Genomic DNA, 15,018 nt, shown 5'->3' with positions numbered 1-15,018 from the left:
ATTTTTAAGGTTACGAAGTTACAAAACCAAATCGTAATATTAAAGGTCATCTGTAAAATGTCTTCTCCCTTTTTCTTTACTGAATTTGTCTTTGTTATAACTTGCTGATTTTCCTTTAGGAATTGATAAAGAAACCCAAGCGTCTCCTTTAAGAAGTTTGCCCAGATATACAATTTGCCCAGTATGATAGGCGTAATGTGCCAATTGACGATTAATAGCTTCGGTAACTGTATGACCTTGATTTCTTATGTAGATAATCCGTTCAAGATCTTCTGGAGTTAATGGTTTTATCGCATTGAATAAGCAATCCCATCCTGAATTCCATAAATCTATCAATGCTTTTTTATTCTGAAATGTATCTTCAAATTCTCCATCGCGATGTCTCCATTCTTTTTCACCATCCTCAGTCAGGAAGTTAGTCCAGCGACTAAGCATATTACCAACCATATGCTTAACAATAATAGCGATTGAGTTTGAGTCTTTTTCAAATTCATGTTTAAGTTCTTCAATACTAAATTGATCAATGGTTTTATCACCTAAACTTTTGTAATATTCAAATTGTTTAATGATGCTAGATAGATATGATGTATTCATTATGTTTGATTTAGCGACATAAAAATAGCGATACAAAATCTTCAAAACCATGAGATCTCATAGTTAGATTTTATATCGCTATTGGTGTATCCTTTACTTAAATTTTACTCTTCGGGAACAAACTTAAGAGCATCTCCATTGATGCAGTGACGTTTTCCAGTAGTTGATCTTGGACCATCACCAAACACATGACCTAAGTGTCCACCACAAGTAGCACAATGCTCTTCAGTTCTGGCATATCCTAAGTCATAATCTGTAGAATATTCTACATTGCCTTCAATCTCTCTGTCAAAACTTGGCCAACCTGTACCAGAGTCGTATTTGTGATCACTTTTAAATAGTGGTGTATTGCATGCAGCACAATGAAAAATACCTTTTCGGTATTCTTTATTCAACGGACTCGAAAATGGACGTTCGGTACCAGCTTTTCGTAAAACGTAAAATTGTTCGCTGGTTAGTTGTGCTTTCCATTCTGCTTCAGTTTTGGTAACTGGAAACTCTTTTTTGGTCTCAGTGTCATTTTTTTGTGCTGAAGAATTACAGCTAAATAAAAGTCCGAGGATAAAAACGATAACTATTCTTTTCATAATTTAAATGTCATAACAATCTATTGGTAGTAAAATTAAACATTAACTTACATTTTTTTAATAGTGATTATCATAAATTATCCTTAATTTATAAATTATTATTTTTAGGAGATATAAACAAGATGATATAAAACCGCTTAAGTCTAAATTATTAAATGAAAGTACTTTTTTGCACAAGAGAATTTCCACCATATGTGTATGGAGGAGCAGGAGTTCATGTTGAATATCTAGCATCTGAATTAGAAAAAATCACATCAATCGAAGTGAGAAGTTTTGGCGATCAAAACAGTGTCTCAGGTAATTTAACAGTTAAAGGATTTGATTATGAATATCCAGGTTTTGATTCTGCTGATCAAAAATTAAAGGCCGTTTTTCAAACTTTACGAACCTGTGTTAATATGAATGTTGACCCTGTAGATGCAGATGTTGTGCATTGTCATACCTGGTATGCGCATTTTGCAGGTATCGTTGCTAAATTGTGCTATGATATACCTTTGGTTATTACAACACATTCTCTAGAGCCATTAAGACCATGGAAACGGGAACAGTTAGGTCAGGGTTATGAGGCATCGTCGTGGATAGAAAAAACAGCTATTGAAATGGCTGATGCAGTCATAGCTGTTTCCGAAGAAACTAAAGATGATGTGCTTAAGTATTTTGATGTAGATCCATCTAAAATTAAAGTCATTTATAACGGTATCAATCTCAATGAATATCAAGTCACTAATACAACACATACCCTAGAACGATTTCATATTGATCCAAATACACCTTACGTACTTTTTGTTGGACGTATAACCAGACAAAAAGGCATTATTCATCTCGTCAATGCTATAAAGCATATTGACAAGAACACACAAATAGTGCTTTGTGCTGGTGCACCAGATACACCCGAAATTGCAAAAGAAATGGAAGATCGTATTGCTGAAGTGACTACGACCAGAAAAAATGTAACTTGGATTGCAGATATGTTGCCTAAAAAAGACGTCATTGAATTGTACTCACATGCTTCTGTCTTTTGTTGCCCTTCAATCTATGAACCATTTGGTATCATTAACTTAGAAGCTATGGCTTGTGAAACTGCTGTAGTAGCTAGTGCAGTAGGAGGTATTAAGGAAGTGGTTGTTCATAACGAAACGGGACTATTAGTACCTGTAGAGCAACAACAAACAGCCCCTTTTGAACCCTTAGATCCTGAAGGATTTTCTAAACATCTTGCTGAAGCTATAAATCAATTAATCAATAATGATGAACAAAGAATAGCCATGGGTAAAGCTGGACGTCAACGCGTAGAACGTGTTTTTGACTGGTCTGCTATAGCTAAACAAGTTCATCAATTATATCAATCTTTAAAATCGTAACCCATGATAAATAATAAAGTCTTATCTATAATTTTAGGAGGCGGTCAAGGTTCCAGACTATATCCGCTTACTGAAAACAGATCAAAGCCTGCTGTACCTATTGCAGGAAAATACAGATTGGTTGATATTCCAATTTCAAATTGCATCAATTCTGATATTAAACGCATGTTTGTATTGACGCAATTCAATTCAGCATCATTAAATAAACACATAAAAAACACCTATCATTTTAGTTTTTTTAGTTCTGCATTTGTAGATGTCTTAGCAGCTGAACAAACGATAAGCAGTGGTGAATGGTTTCAGGGTACTGCTGATGCTGTAAGACAAAGCATGCACCATTTTTTAGCGCATGATTTTGATTATGCATTAATCTTATCTGGTGATCAATTGTATCAAATGGATTTTAATGATATGATAAAAGCTCATGAAAATAGTGGTGCAAAAATTACTATAGCTACACAACCTGTTGATGCGAAAGATGCTACCTCATTTGGTATCTTAAAAACTGACGATGATAGTGTTATCAAGTCGTTTATAGAAAAACCTGATGCATCTTTATTACCAGATTGGTCCTCTAATGTAAGTGATGAGATGAAAAAAGCTGGACGACATTATCTGGCATCTATGGGAATTTATATTTTCAATAAAGACTTATTAATTGAACTGATGAACGTACCTGATACTGTTGACTTTGGAAAGGAAATCATTCCACAGGCGATTACAGAACATAAAACATTGAGTTATCAATATGAAGGCTACTGGACAGATATTGGTAATATAGATTCGTTTTTTGAGGCTAATCTTGGGCTAACTGACGATATTCCGCAATTTAATTTATATGATAATACCAGACGTATTTATACTAATGCAAGAATATTACCAACGTCAAAAATTTCTGGTACACTTTTAGATCGTACAGTAATTGCCGATGGATGCCTAATCCATGCAGCTAAGATTGAACGCTCTGTTATTGGAATTAGATCAAGAATTGGAAATGAATCTACTGTGATTAATTGTTATATGATGGGAAATGATTTTTATGAATCACTAGAGGAAGTAGAAGAACAAAAGATCAAAGTGTTTATGGGAATAGGAGAGCGTTGTTTTATTAAAAATGTTATCCTTGATAAAAACTGTAGAATTGGTGATGATGTCAGGATTAATGGTGGTCCTCATTTAAAAGATTTGGAAACCGATAATTACTTTATTAAAGAGGGCATTGTAGTGATAAAAAAAGGAGCAGTTATTCCAAAAGGAACCATAATCTAGAGCTATTATTTTTGAGAGGATTCTTTTCAAACGTTGTAGTTTGATAATTATAGTATATTCTTAATTTATTCATTAAAATTGAGGGTAATTTTATTAATTTCACAGCCTTAATGTACAATTAACCAACAAAATGCAAAATCAAAAACGTGTTGTCATTGATGCAGTTTCCCCACAAATTAACTGCGGAGAATTTTTTATTAAACGAATTGTAAACGAAATAGTAAATATTGATGCTCATGTGCTTGTTGATGGTCATGATGTCATCGCAGCTTCTGTATTGTATAAGCATGAAAAAGAGCGAAAATGGAGTGAAGCAAGAATGCACCATATTGAAAATGATGAATGGAAATCTTCTTTCACAGTCAATAAACAAGGATTTTATACGTATAAAGTTCAAGGATGGGTAGATTATGCGCTTAATTGGCAACATGGTATAGAGCGTAAGATTGATGACAATCAACATGTAAAATCTGAGTTATTGGAAGGTGTAACTTACTTAAAGACTTTGTTAAAGAAAGTTGATAGCACTGAGAAAGAATTTTTAAACAATTGTATCACTAACTTTGAAAATGAAAAAGCCTATGACGAAGCTATCAGTCAGGCTGTAAGCCAAAAGTTACATGCCATATTTGTCAAGTATCCTGAAAAGCTCTTAGTTAATGAAACACAAGATCTTCAGGTTTACGTGGATAGAAAAAAGGCAAGATTTAGTACATGGTATGAGTTTTTTCCGCGATCAGCTTCTGAAGTTGAAGGACAACACGGTACGTTTAAAGATTGTGAACGTTTGTTGCCGCGTGTAGCACAAATGGGATTTGATACCTTATATTTCCCTCCTGTACATCCTATAGGAGAGGTGAATAGAAAAGGCAAAAATAATACAACCGAAGCCAAAGAAGGTGATGTAGGATCTGCATGGGGAATTGGTTCAAAAGATGGTGGACATAAAGATTTACATCCACAATTGGGATCTGTTTCAGATTTTAAGCGTTTGATTAAAAAAGCTAAGGAATTTAATATTGAGATCGCTATGGATTATGCTTTACAAGCTGCTCCAGACCATCCCTGGGTTACATCACACCCAGACTGGTTTAAATGGCGTCCCGACGGAACTGTTCAGTATGCTGAAAACCCTCCAAAGAAGTATCAGGATATTTTACCAATCTATTGGGAAAGTAAAGATTATAAAAACCTTTGGAAAGAGTGCTTGGATACTATGCTGTATTGGATAGATTGCGGAATTCACGTCTTCCGTGTTGATAATCCTCATACTAAGCCTTATTATTTCTGGAACTGGCTCATTTCCGAAGTCAAAAAGCAACATCCTGATGTGATCTTTTTAGCTGAAGCATTTACAAAACCTAAAGTGATGCAGCGTTTAGCTAAAGAGGGCTACTCTCAATCATACACCTATTTTACATGGAGAGATAATAAGCATGAACTTATACAATACATGAATGAGCTCACTCAAACTGATCAGCGTGAGTATATGCAACCTAATTTCTGGCCTAATACACCTGATATTAATCCGTTTCATTTGCAAGGCGCTAATGAGTCTAAATACCTTCAGCGTTATGCACTAGCTGCTACTTTAAGTTCCAGTATTGGAATTTACGGACCAGTATTTGAGCAGATGATAAGTGAAGCTATTCCTGGAAAAGAAGAGTATTACATGTCGGAGAAATTTCAGATCAAACACTACGATTGGTTCAAGGAAAATAAACTGACGTTATTAATATCTAAGATTAATGCCATCAGGCATAACAACGAAGCCTTACAGCAAACTAACAATATCAAGTTCTGTCATATTGAAAATGACAACCTATTGGCATTCTACAAATGGAATCAGGATAAAACTAATGAATTATTGATCATTATTAGTTTAGATCAGTATTATGCACAACAAGGCAATGTACAATTACCTTTACAGGATTTAGGGATTCATAATGGACAGCAGGTTCGTGTTGAAGATCTGGTAACTGGAAGTAGTTATAATTGGCATAGTGAATGGAATTTTGTAGAGTTGCATCCAACCTTACCATTTCATATATTTAGTATTAATAAATAAATGGCAAAAAAAGTAACATCATCAACTGCATTGAATCCTCCCTATAACTTTAATGATAAATGGGAAGAACTACTTGAGAACAATGAGTTTATCAAAGTGTTTCTTTCTGATGTTTTAGAGCATTATATTATTAAGCAACGTTGGTATGGTGGAAAAGCCAGTAAGCTTAAGTACATAGAACTGGCTGAATATTTTAGAATACAACAACATGATGAAGTCTACTATGGATTGATTTTAGAGGTCAATTTCGTTGAAGCTTTTTACCAACATTATTTTTTACCAATTGCATTTGTCTCTGATGAGAGCTTTGCTAAAGATGACAGAATATTACCTATTAGCATCCAAGATCAAGAAGGCTTTATAATAGATGCGATTAATTTGGAGGCTTTTAGAAAAGTAGTTTTTGAACGTATTTTAACTGCGCTTCCTAAAGATAAAACACGAGTTCGATATCATAAAAGCGATTTATTTAAAGATTGCAAATATGAATCCTCACGGTTTATGGGAATGGAGCAAAGTAATACCTCTATAGTTTATAATGAAAAATACGTTCTAAAGTTCTTCCGAAGAATTTATGCCGATCGTAATCCAGATTATGAGATGAGCCGTTTTTTATCAGAAAAAAAGGATTTTAAAAACACACCTGCTTACTTGGGAAGTGTTCAGATTAAAGATCAGGAAAATACTAATATCACTATTGGTTTGATGCAGGAGATGGTTGAAAATGAAGGTGATGCTTGGGAATATATGCTCAAAGAGTTTCATAAAGTATTTTCAAATCTTGAATACAAGAATATTGATATTTCAAAACTTCCAGAAACTGAAGATTTTGGAAGATTACAAATCACCGATGTACCGCCTCAAATCATAGATTGGGTTGGTCTTAATGTGTTTAATAAAGTTCAAACCCTAGCTAAAAGAACTGCAGAAATGCATATTGCTTTAGGTAGTGAATTTGAAGATACAGCCTTTACACCTACACATTTTAATGGCGATTATACAGTTTGGTTAAAAAACAGATTACTATATCAATTTCAGAATAGGTTGAATACTATTGAGAATAGTTTGCATAAATTAGACGGATTGGCCTTAGAACTTGCGCATGAATTTCTCGATAAGAAAAATGAAATCAGAAAACGCTTTGTCAATTTTGATTGGACAAAATTAAAGGGAGAACGTATTAGAGTTCATGGCGATTACCACTTGGGACAGGTTTTGGTAAAAGATGACGATTTCTATATTCTGGATTTTGAAGGAGAGCCTGAAAGTACTATTCGAGATCGAAAAGTAAAACAACCGCCATTAAAAGATGTTGCAGGATTGTTTAGATCGTTTCATTATGCAATTTATGCAACAATTTTTAATAATATCGATCTTTACAAACACGAGCAGCATGAACTTTTTGAAGCTGGAGAAATACTATACCAATACCTTAAAGGTGTCTTTTTAGGCACTTATATCTTAAAAATTCAAGATGCCAATTTGAACATTGGTTACAATCAAGAGCGTATTTTTTTACTGAAATATGCCATGCTTGAAAAAGCAGTATATGAATTAGGCTACGAGCTTAATTCTCGTCCGCGTTGGGCAGTTATTCCTTTAAAAGGAATTTCAAATATCATTAATGATTAGTTTATGGCAGAAGTAATTGCACACAGTCTCTTTACAGATTTTGATATCGATCTCTTTAAAGCAGGGAAACATTATAAATTATACGAAAAAATGGGTTCTCACATCATGACCCTCAATGGTGTGGAAGGTACTTATTTTGCAGTTTGGGCACCTAGTGCAAAAATGGTCTCTGTTATAGGAGATTTCAATTTTTGGGTTGAAGGTGAACACCGATTAAATGTACGATGGGACGAAAGTGGCATTTGGGAAGGATTTATACCAGGCGCAGGAAAAGGAAGCACATATAAATATAAAATTCAAAGTCATAATAGCGATATCAAGACTGAAAAAGCAGATCCCTATGCACGCCGTTGTGAACATCCGCCTAAAACAGCATCTATTGTCTGGGATGAGCCTTACAAATGGAAAGATGCGAAATGGATGAAAAAGCGAAAAAAGAACAATGCTTTAAATGCACCTTTTTCAGTATATGAAGTTCACTTAGGATCATGGAAACGAAAATTGGAAGAGAACCGTTTTTTAACTTATGAAGAGTTAGCAGATGATCTTGTAACGTATCTTAAAGAGATGAATTTTACGCATGTCGAACTCATGCCAGTAATGGAATATCCATACGACCCAAGTTGGGGCTACCAACTTACAGGGTATTTTGCTCCAACATCACGCTTTGGTTATCCTGAAGAGTTTAAACTACTTGTAGATAAATTACATCAAAGCGATATAGGAATTATCTTGGATTGGGTGCCTTCTCATTTTCCTGAGGATGCTCACGGACTAGGTTTTTTTGATGGCTCTCATTTATATGAACATCCTGATAAACGCAAAGGTTATCATCCAGATTGGAAGAGTTTAATCTTTAACTACGGAAGAAATGAAGTAAAGTCATTTTTGATTAGTAACGCTATTTTCTGGTTAGACCAATATCATGCTGATGGCTTACGTGTTGATGCTGTAGCATCAATGCTATTTTTAGATTATAGTAGAGATGATGGAGAGTGGGAACCTAATATGTATGGTGGTCGCGAGAATTTAGAAGCCATGGCGTTCTTGAGAGAAATGAATGAAGCAGTATATACTATGTTTCCAGATGTGCAAACCATAGCTGAGGAGTCCACCTCGTTTCCAATGGTATCCAAACCTACATTTCTAGGTGGTTTAGGTTTTGGTATGAAATGGATGATGGGTTGGATGCATGATACACTTCAGTATTTTGCTAAAGAACCTATCTATAGAAAGCATCATCAAAACGATCTTACATTTTCAATGACCTATGCCTTTACCGAAAATTTCATGCTGCCTTTAAGTCATGATGAGGTTGTGTATGGTAAGCACTCAATTTTAGGTAGAATGCCAGGTGATGAATGGCAACGATTTGCCAACTTGAGATTATTATATAGTTACATGTTTACGCATCCTGGAACAAATTTATTGTTTCAAGGTGCAGAATTCGGGCAAAGTGAAGAATGGAATTTTCAACAAAGTCTGGATTGGCACTTGTTAGAGTACGCTCCACATAAAGGTGTTCAGCAATTACTAAAAGCCTTAAATACACTCTACAGATCTGAGCCAGCCTTACACGAAAAACAATTTTCTGCTGAAGGTTTTGAGTGGATCGATTACAACGATGCTGAAAATTCAGTATTAGTCTACATCAGAAAAGGAGAGAAGCGAAAAGATGATCTTATTGTAGCTTGCAATATGACACCAATGGCGAGAGAGAACTATCGTATCGGACTTCCGAAGAAAGGAAAACTTAAAGAAGTATTCAATAGTGATCTTAAAACATTCTTTGGTACCGGCGATTATAAAAATAAGCAGCTTACTTCAGAAAAAACATCATGGCAATTTAGAGACCATTCTGTAGAGATAACCATTCCTCCTTTGGGTATGGTAACTTTTAGGTATGTGTAAAATATAAAATCAAATAGGATTAAATTTCCGATTATCATAAAATACAATACCGAAATCGTTGTAGTTGATAAATCATAGCAATAACTAATTGCAATGCTTTTTTTCGTCCGTTTTTTTCCGTTTTTTTACATGCTTTTTGTAATAAAGAATGCTATATGATTGTAAATACAGAATTAGAAAGTAAAGGGAATTTATTTCCATCTAAAATAATAGATTTTAAGAAGGACGTTGATACGTTATATTTTACAACGGAAAATGAGGTTGTACTTCAGTTGACCGTATTGAGAGATAGTGTATTGCGTTTTAGATACAGTACTACAGGAAAGTTTGAAAACGACTTCTCCTACGCTATTACCAAATATGCAAGCACAGGGTATAACCTTTTGGAGATTGAAGACCTCAAAACACATTACAAAGTCACTACGTCAAGGCTGATCTGTCATATTTCAAAAGACAATTTAAAAGTGCAGTTATTTGATGCTGCAGACGGACTTGCTATCAATCAGGATGAAATTGGATTTCATTGGGAAGAGAGCTACGAGTATGGAGGCGATATTGTAAAAATGAGTAAGGTGTCTAATGATGGCGAGAGTTATTTCGGACTAGGAGACAAGCCTAATCATCTTAACTTAAAAGGAAAGCGCTATGAGAATTGGGTAACCGATTCTTATGCCTACGGAAAAGATACAGATCCCATATATAAGGCTATTCCATTCTACACAGGGCTTCATCACAATAGAGCTTATGGTATTTTCTTTGATAACTCGTTCAGGTCCTTTTTTGATTTCGCACAAGAACGAAGAAATGTGACCAGCTTCTGGGCTCAAGGTGGAGAAATGAACTACTATTTCATTTATGGTCCTAAAATGACTGAAGTTGTTGAGAGTTACACAGATCTTACAGGGAAACCACACCTGCTACCGCCATTATGGGCTTTAGGATTTCATCAATGTAAATGGAGTTATTATCCTGAGAGCAAGGTGAAGGAGATTACATCAACATTTCGAAAACTTCAAATTCCATGTGATGCCATTTATTTAGATATCGATTATATGGATGGTTTCCGCTGTTTTACCTGGAGCAAAGAGTATTTCCCAGATCCAAAGCGTATGGTGAAGGAACTGGCAGATGATGGTTTTAAAACCGTAGTCATTATTGATCCGGGAATTAAGATCGATAAAGAATATTCGGTTTTTAAAGAGGCTTTAGATAAAGATTATTTTTGTAAACGTGCTGACGGTCCTTACATGAAAGGAAAGGTGTGGCCTGGTGAATGTTATTTCCCAGATTTTACTAAACCTGAAGTACGAGACTGGTGGTCTGGACTGTTTAAAGAGCTTATAGAAGACATTGGTGTCAAAGGAGTTTGGAATGATATGAATGAGCCTGCTGTGATGGAAGTGCCAAACAAAACATTTCCTGATGATGTGCGTCATGATTATGATGGTAACCCTTGTAGCCATAGAAAAGCTCATAATGTCTACGGAATGCAAATGGCAAGAGCTACTTATCAAGGCTTAAAAAAGTTTGCGTATCCTAAGCGTCCGTTTGTCATTACACGAGCAGCATACTCAGGTACTCAGCGTTATACGTCTACTTGGACAGGTGACAATGTTGCCAATTGGGAGCACCTTTGGATTGCCAACGTGCAGGCACAACGTATGGCGATGTCTGGTTTTAGTTTTGCTGGAAGTGATATTGGCGGATTTGCAGAGCAACCACAAGGCGAATTGTTTACGCGTTGGATTCAGTTAGGAATTTTTCATCCGTTTTTTAGAGTGCACTCTTCAGGAGATCATGGTGATCAAGAACCTTGGGCTTTTGATACAGATGTTACTGACATTGTACGTAAGTTTATAGAAATCCGCTATGAATTGCTACCTTATTTATACACCGCGTTTTGGCATTATGTCGAAGATGGCACACCATTATTAAAGTCGCTGGTACTCTATGATCAGGAAGATGTACATACCCATTATAGGACTGACGAATTTATCTTCGGAAATCAGATTCTGGCATGTCCAGTTCTGGAACCTAACGCTAAAGGACGTCGTATGTATATCCCAAGGGGAAATTGGTATGACTTCTGGACAGATGCTATAGTTAAAGGAGGTAAAGAGATGTGGGTAGATGCCGATATTGATAGTATGCCAATTTTTGTAAAGGAAGGTGCTATCATTCCGAAGTACCCAAAACAACAGTATGTTGGTGAGAAAAAGATCGAATCAGTTATTCTAGACGTATATTATAAAAAAGGGAAAGAACGTTCTCAATTGTTTGATGATGCTCATGACGGCTACGATTATACAAAAGGGCGTTATAGTTATCGCACATTCAAGTTAGTTGGAAAGTCTGAAGAATTGATTATTCAGCAGCATAAAGAAGGAAAATTCAATGCCGAATACAAAACCTTTGAACTGAGAATTCATGGTCTGCCTTTTGATATTAAGGAAATACAATTAGACAACGTTAGTATCCCTTTGGATCATGTCACTAATAATGGCGTATCTAAAATGATTATTGAAAAAGAATTTACCGAGTTACATTTAAAAGGATAAATTTTTATCGTTTGAAATGTGACAAAATTCTAATTGTTTGTGTCAAACTTAATAGAATGATTTTTGTAAATTTAGCTAACACTATTAAATCTATAAACCATGAGTATTAAAAATAAAGTAGTAGCCATAGGTGTTTTAGCACTGTTTTTATCATGTGCTACTAATCCTTTTACTGGTAAAAAAACCTTAGCCTTAGTTCCTAATTCTCAGCTGTTTCCAACAGCTTTCGCACAATATGATCAGTTTTTAACAGAAAACAATGTAGTTACAGGAACCGCTGATGCTGAAATGATCAAACGAGTTGGTCAGCGTATTGCTGTAGCAGCAGAACGTTGGTTAAACGCTAATGGTCATCAAGGCTATCTGGATGATTACCAATGGGAATATAACTTGGTAAATGATAAAACCGTTAATGCATGGTGTATGCCAGGAGGCAAAATTGTATTCTACACAGGTATTTTACCTATAGCTCAAAACGAAACCGGAATTGCAGCAATTATGGGTCATGAGGTGGCTCACGCTTTAGCAAATCATGGTCAGCAACGTATGAGTGCAGGAATGCTGCAACAATTAGGTGCAGTTGCTGGGAATGTTGCAATTAAAGACCAACAATCCAGAGACATCTTCAATCAAGCCTATGGAGTAGGAAGCCAGGTAGGAGTAATGTTACCTTTTAGCAGAAGTCATGAAACACAATCTGATGAAATAGGAATCTATCTTATGGCTATTGCTGGTTACAATCCTGATGAGGCTGCTGAATTGTGGAAGCGTATGAAAGCAAATAGTGGCGGACAAGCTCCACCAGAATTTCTAAGCACACACCCTTCTAATGATTCAAGAATAAATAATTTAAAAATGTTAGCTCCAAAGGCTAGAGCAGAAGCTAAAAAGTTTGGTGTCGAATCTTTTCGACCTTTAGGTAACTTTTAATTGTAAAGAATAAAAATTATAGTAATTTAGAAGCTGTCCAATAAAGGGCAGCTTTTTTAATTTATACTATGGCACACCTAGAGAAGGGAAGTAAAAAACTGCTCAATGCTTGGGCGTTTTATGATTGGGCAAATTCTGTATATACGCTTACCATTGCATCATCTATTTTTCCTATATTTTATTCGGCATTATTTATATCGCAAACGGAAAAGCTTGTTCCTGCTTTTGGAATGGTTTTTAAAAGCACGGCACTGATAACGTATGTTACAGCATTTACTTTCTTAGTCGTTTCATTTACGTCTCCTATTTTGTCAGGTATAGCAGATTATGTTGGAAATAAGAAGAATTTTATGAAATTCTTCTGTTACGTAGGTGGTATAGGTTGTATTGGTTTATACTGGTTTAGTCTTGAGAATATCCATTTGAGTTTGCTGTTTTATTTTATGGGACTGATAGGCTATTGGGGAAGTTTAGTGTTTTACAATTCATATTTACCAGATATTGCTTTCCCAGAACAACAGGATCGAGTGAGTGCCAAAGGATTTAGTATGGGATATATAGGAAGTGTTATCTTATTGCTAATTAACCTTGCAATGGTCATGAAACCAGATTGGTTTGGTTTTGATATTAGTATTTCAGAAAATTTAAGAGAAACTGGTACAGAGGCTCAAATTGCAGAGGCTTTACAAAACGCAAAGGATAGTGCTTCATTTGAGGCAATGAAAGTATCTTTTATTACAGTTGGTTTGTGGTGGATTTTATTCAGTCAATATACATTTTATGTGCTCCCAAAAGGAGTATCTTCAGGCCATAAAGTTACAAAAGCTGTAGTTTTTAATGGATTGAAAGAGCTTAAACTCGTATGGAAACAATTGCAATTAAACTTAAGACTTAAACGTTACTTAATTGCTTTTTTTGTCTTTAGTATGGCAGTTCAAACCATTATGTTGGTAGCTGTATATTTTGGAGAAGAAGAGATAGCTTGGGGAAGCTCTGAAGCTAAAACTCAGGGATTGATTGTAAGCATTCTGGTTATTCAACTTGTAGCAATCTTAGGAGCTATTTTAACGTCTCGTGCGTCTTCAGCATTTGGAAACATTAAAACACTCATTGTAGTTAATTTTATATGGATGTCCCTTTGTGTCTATGCCTATTTTATGGAAACACCAATTCAATTTTATATTGCTGCATCTTTAGTAGGTCTCGTCATGGGAGGTATTCAGTCTTTAGCTAGATCTACGTATTCTAAATTTTTACCTGATACTGAAGATACAACCTCATATTTTAGCTTTTTTGATGTAGCCGAAAAAATAGGAATTGTAATCGGTATGGTCATTTTTGCAACTATAGATCAGCTTACCGGAAGTATGCGTAATGCTATTTTATTCCTGTTTATATTCTTTTTAGTAGGAATTATTCTTCTGTATAGAGTTCCTAAGGAAAACCCAAATGAAAAATTAAATTAGTATGTTTGTTTAAACTAAATCAATGTTATTATGAAAAAAATCAGTTATCTCTTGTGCCTATTTGTTCTATTATCGGCTTTTACTTGCGAAAATGAACCTTTAGAAGGCGACTTCGTTAATGAAGATATAGATAATCCAGGAGGAGGAGGTGATGTAACATTAGTAGGAACATGGGCCTTAGTTGATTTCACTGCTGATATCAATACCCAAACAAGTTTTGGAGGTATTGATTTTGTTGTAGATTTTCTAACTGAAGCCACCGATTCAGATTATATTTTAGAATTTACCGAAACAAGTTACACTGTTAATGGTGATTATGAATTAACATCATCTACAACTGTCAATGGAGAAACTACGAGTTATACAGATTCATATACTGATGTAAGTGGCTCTGGTGTGTATTCTACAGATGGCAATGAAATGACAGTTGATGGCTCATTTTTTGAATTGGATGTTGATGGTGTTGAGATGGAAGTGTTGCAAGGAGAGCAAACAGCAACTTATGAATTAAGTGCTGATGGTCAGACTTTGACATTTTCACAGAACGATGTAGAAACACAGAATGAAGGAGGTGCCGAAACAACGACCATCATTGTTTCAGAATCTGTTTGGCAAAAAGTAGAGTAAGACTAATATTTTAAC

11 protein-coding genes are annotated in these 15,018 nt (G+C 35.2%); 9 read left to right on the top strand and 2 right to left on the bottom strand.

All coding sequences use genetic code 11. The features are described 5' to 3' along the window. Positions 1 to 39: 39 nt before the first annotated feature. Complete coding sequence (locus Q0951_RS08640; protein WP_299336180.1) at positions 40 to 594, bottom strand: DUF1572 family protein; 555 nt, start codon at positions 592 to 594, stop codon at positions 40 to 42. Between the two features lie 104 nt (positions 595 to 698). Beyond that, entirely contained in the window at positions 699 to 1,181 is a 483-nt protein-coding gene (msrB, locus tag Q0951_RS08635; RefSeq protein WP_299336179.1) for a peptide-methionine (R)-S-oxide reductase MsrB, read from the bottom strand. A 155-nt stretch (positions 1,182 to 1,336) separates the two neighbouring features. Here msrB and glgA point away from each other — a divergent pair, with 155 nt between their 5' ends. From glgA to Q0951_RS08590, 9 genes are all read left to right on the top strand, one after another. Further along, positions 1,337 to 2,542, top strand: coding sequence for a glycogen synthase (gene glgA, locus Q0951_RS08630; protein WP_299336178.1), 1,206 nt, complete (start codon positions 1,337 to 1,339; stop codon positions 2,540 to 2,542). A gap of 3 nt (positions 2,543 to 2,545) precedes the next feature. Beyond that, the gene (locus Q0951_RS08625) at positions 2,546 to 3,811 is read left to right on the top strand and encodes a glucose-1-phosphate adenylyltransferase (RefSeq protein ID WP_299336177.1); all 1,266 of its coding nucleotides are present in this window, start codon (positions 2,546 to 2,548) and stop codon (positions 3,809 to 3,811) included. A 130-nt stretch (positions 3,812 to 3,941) separates the two neighbouring features. Beyond that, positions 3,942 to 5,879: an alpha-1,4-glucan--maltose-1-phosphate maltosyltransferase gene (locus Q0951_RS08620; protein ID WP_299336176.1), complete on the top strand. Its 1,938-nt coding sequence runs from the start codon at positions 3,942 to 3,944 to the stop codon at positions 5,877 to 5,879. Next, on the top strand, positions 5,880 to 7,511 hold the full coding sequence (locus tag Q0951_RS08615; RefSeq protein ID WP_299336175.1) for a trehalose synthase: 1,632 nt from the start codon (positions 5,880 to 5,882) through the stop codon (positions 7,509 to 7,511). A 3-nt stretch (positions 7,512 to 7,514) separates the two neighbouring features. Continuing rightward, a complete protein-coding gene (glgB, locus tag Q0951_RS08610; RefSeq protein WP_299336174.1) occupies positions 7,515 to 9,422 on the top strand; it encodes a 1,4-alpha-glucan branching protein GlgB in 1,908 nt (635 codons plus the stop codon). Between the two features lie 155 nt (positions 9,423 to 9,577). Continuing rightward, on the top strand, positions 9,578 to 11,980 hold the full coding sequence (locus Q0951_RS08605; RefSeq protein ID WP_299336173.1) for a glycoside hydrolase family 31 protein: 2,403 nt from the start codon (positions 9,578 to 9,580) through the stop codon (positions 11,978 to 11,980). Positions 11,981 to 12,079: 99 nt separating this feature from the next. Next, positions 12,080 to 12,910 (top strand): M48 family metallopeptidase, encoded by an 831-nt coding sequence (locus Q0951_RS08600; RefSeq protein ID WP_299336172.1) that lies wholly within the window; start codon positions 12,080 to 12,082, stop codon positions 12,908 to 12,910. Positions 12,911 to 12,978: 68 nt separating this feature from the next. After that, positions 12,979 to 14,376, top strand: coding sequence for an MFS transporter (locus tag Q0951_RS08595; protein ID WP_299336171.1), 1,398 nt, complete (start codon positions 12,979 to 12,981; stop codon positions 14,374 to 14,376). Between the two features lie 30 nt (positions 14,377 to 14,406). Next, positions 14,407 to 15,003 (top strand): hypothetical protein, encoded by a 597-nt coding sequence (locus tag Q0951_RS08590; RefSeq protein ID WP_299336170.1) that lies wholly within the window; start codon positions 14,407 to 14,409, stop codon positions 15,001 to 15,003. Positions 15,004 to 15,018 lie beyond the last annotated feature (15 nt).

Origin of the sequence: uncultured Psychroserpens sp., assembly GCF_947501425.1 — a bacterium.
Taxonomy (GTDB): domain Bacteria; phylum Bacteroidota; class Bacteroidia; order Flavobacteriales; family Flavobacteriaceae; genus Psychroserpens.
This window is presented reverse-complemented; position numbering and strand designations above follow the sequence as displayed.

What these genes read in the sequence shown, in the direction of transcription:
- Q0951_RS08640 (WP_299336180.1), bottom strand. Translation starts at nt 594, where the DNA reads ATGAATACATCATATCTATCTAGCATCATTAAACAATTTGAATATTAC.
- msrB (WP_299336179.1), bottom strand. Translation starts at nt 1,181, where the DNA reads ATGAAAAGAATAGTTATCGTTTTTATCCTCGGACTTTTATTTAGCTGT.
- glgA (WP_299336178.1), top strand. Translation starts at nt 1,337, where the DNA reads ATGAAAGTACTTTTTTGCACAAGAGAATTTCCACCATATGTGTATGGA.
- Q0951_RS08625 (WP_299336177.1), top strand. Translation starts at nt 2,546, where the DNA reads ATGATAAATAATAAAGTCTTATCTATAATTTTAGGAGGCGGTCAAGGT.
- Q0951_RS08620 (WP_299336176.1), top strand. Translation starts at nt 3,942, where the DNA reads ATGCAAAATCAAAAACGTGTTGTCATTGATGCAGTTTCCCCACAAATT.
- Q0951_RS08615 (WP_299336175.1), top strand. Translation starts at nt 5,880, where the DNA reads ATGGCAAAAAAAGTAACATCATCAACTGCATTGAATCCTCCCTATAAC.
- glgB (WP_299336174.1), top strand. Translation starts at nt 7,515, where the DNA reads ATGGCAGAAGTAATTGCACACAGTCTCTTTACAGATTTTGATATCGAT.
- Q0951_RS08605 (WP_299336173.1), top strand. Translation starts at nt 9,578, where the DNA reads ATGATTGTAAATACAGAATTAGAAAGTAAAGGGAATTTATTTCCATCT.
- Q0951_RS08600 (WP_299336172.1), top strand. Translation starts at nt 12,080, where the DNA reads ATGAGTATTAAAAATAAAGTAGTAGCCATAGGTGTTTTAGCACTGTTT.
- Q0951_RS08595 (WP_299336171.1), top strand. Translation starts at nt 12,979, where the DNA reads ATGGCACACCTAGAGAAGGGAAGTAAAAAACTGCTCAATGCTTGGGCG.
- Q0951_RS08590 (WP_299336170.1), top strand. Translation starts at nt 14,407, where the DNA reads ATGAAAAAAATCAGTTATCTCTTGTGCCTATTTGTTCTATTATCGGCT.